Source organism: Microcella sp., assembly GCF_033763155.1.
Taxonomy (GTDB): Bacteria; Actinomycetota; Actinomycetes; order Actinomycetales; family Microbacteriaceae; genus Microcella.
The window spans coordinates 1-2327 of record NZ_JANRKZ010000211.1 but is presented as its reverse complement, the minus strand read 5'-3'; the positions used below and the strand labels follow the sequence as shown (position 1 = coordinate 2327).

Genomic DNA, 2327 nt, shown 5'->3' with positions numbered 1-2327 from the left:
TCGAACCGGCGGGATCAACGGCGTTCGAAACAGCTCCAGCCGAGCACCCAGCTAAAGCAAGGGAAATCAAACCCACCGTCGCGGTCACTTGAGCTGGACGAATGATTCGCTTAAGGACCCTAGAGACCATGATTGCCTTTCCGACAAATCGTCGACAGTGTGCTCAACATCGTCTCACGAGCTTTCCTCCAACATCCAATCTATGGGAGAAACGACCATGAAAAATTCACCGACAAGATCAGGCTTGGCCGCCGTTGTCGTCGCAATCGTCATCGTGCTTGGCGGTGCCAGCCCGGCCAGCGCGATCACCCAAAACCTCGGCTCACATAGCTGCAACGGTGCGGGCATCTTCACAAACAGCAGGACAACCTTCGGAACGTCTCACAACGTTTGGGTCAGTTCCAGCAACAACCAGGGCACGTCCTGGACTGGAAATGCCGTCTATCGGATTCGATCCTTTGTATCCACCATGCAGAGTGCGAATGCGACCTACATCACGGCAACGAACATCGACTGGGCCCAGAAGGGTTGCTACTACTAACTGCTAGAAAAGGCCGCCCGGAGAACGCCTTCTCGAATTGCGTTGGCGTTCATCACCGCGGATCCTGCGCCTCGAATACCGAGGAGAAAACGCGGCGGCCCGCCACCCACGTGCCGACATTCTTCGTCGCGTGGATGCTCTCCGCCGGCCCCGCGAACGGGTCGCGATCGGTCGCGGCCAGGTCGGCGACCGCCCCGACCTCGATGACGCCGGTGACGAGCGCGTCGCCCGGCCCGCGCCCGTTGATGAACGCCGAGCCCGCGGTGTAGGCGTCGAGCGCCTCGGAGAGGGTGAGCGCCTCGTGCACGAGCAGCGGCTCGGGGTCGTGCTCGGGGTCGTCGGCGGGCAGGGTGCGGTTCACCGCCACGTGGATGGCCTGCCACGGGTCGGGGGTGGAGACGGGCCAGTCGCTGCCGGCGCACAGGCGCGGGCGAGCATCCGTCGCCGCGGCGCCCTCACCGGCGTTGCCGTCACCGGCACCGACACGCGGGGCATGAGCTCCGCCGTGCAGGATGCTCGCAAACGGGTATTGCGTCTCCGCGCGCTCGGCGCCGACGATCGGCACCGTGAGCTCGCGCATCTGCGGCTCGTTGCACGCCCACAGCGCTTGCATGTTGGCGGTCACGCCGATCGCGGCGAAACGCGCCACGTCGTCGGGGTGCACGAACTGCAGGTGGGCGAGGTGGTGGCGACGGGCATCCGTCGACGGGCGCGAGGCCCAGTCGTTCGTGGCCGCCGCTGACTCGAAGGCGTCGAGGGCGTCGCGCACCGCGCGGTCGCCGATGACGTGCACGTGGGCGCTGAAGCCGGCGGCGTCGAGCGCCATGATCGCGTCGGTGAGCGCCTGACCGCCGACAAACGCGATGCCGGTCGGATGCTCGCTCTCGCCCGCCTCTCCCCGGTACGGCTCGAGCATCGCCGCCGTGCCGTTCTCGACGACCCCGTCGGCCATGATCTTGACGGCACTGAGCCGGAATCGGGGCGGCGTTTCGGAATACCCGGGCCCGAGTTCAGCCGCGTGCGCCTCGCGCTTCGCGACGAGCTCGGGCACTTGCTCAACGCCGCGAGCGCGATCCCACCACAGGGCGCCGACGACGTCGACCGTCAGCCGCCCCTCCGCGAGGGCGCGGCGGTAGACGAGCGCGGTGTCGCTCGCGCCGAAGTAGTCGCCCACGATGGCGTCCTGCCACGCCGTGATGCCGAACGAGTGCGCGTAGCGTTGCGCTTCGAACAGCGCGGCAAACTCGTCATCGGGCGTTGCGGCGGGAGCGACCGCGGCGACGAGCGATGCCGCACCCTCGTGCAAGGTTCCTTGCGGTGAACCGTCGGGCAGGCGCTCGATGCGACCGTCGGCGGGGTCAGGGGTGTCGGCGGTGATGCCCGCGAGGGCGAGCGCGGCCGAGTTGGCCCACGCGCCGTGGTGGTCGCGGTTGTAGAGAAAGACGGGGCGAATGGGCTCGATCGCGTCGAGCTCGGAGGCGGAGGGCGTGCCGCCGGCGAAGGCGCTCATCGCCCAGCCGCCGCCCGTGATCCAGGCGCGCGAGGCATCGCAGCCGCGGGGCGGATTGAGTTGGGCGTATGCGGTGATGAGCCGGGCGTAGTCCTCGGCCGATGAGCCCTCGCTGAGGTCGCAGCCGAGCCGTTCGAGTCCGCCTTGGATGGGATGGATGTGCGCGTCGACGAAACCCGCGTGCAGCATCCCGCCCGCCAGATCGACCACCTCGGTGTCGGGGCCGCGCCAGGCACTGAGGTCAGCATCCACCGCCGCAATGCGGCCGTCGACAAC

General features: G+C 67.8%; 2 protein-coding genes. One reads left to right on the top strand and one right to left on the bottom strand.

What is annotated here, in order from left to right:
* The first annotated feature begins 202 nt into the window (after positions 1-202).
* Entirely contained in the window at positions 203-541 is a 339-nt protein-coding gene (locus tag SFU54_RS09115; protein ID WP_319015966.1) for a hypothetical protein, read from the top strand.
* Positions 542-593: 52 nt separating this feature from the next.
* Here the strand turns inward: SFU54_RS09115 and SFU54_RS09110 are convergent.
* Positions 594-2327 (bottom strand): amidohydrolase (locus SFU54_RS09110; protein ID WP_319015965.1); only part of this gene is annotated, 1734 nt, incomplete at its 5' end.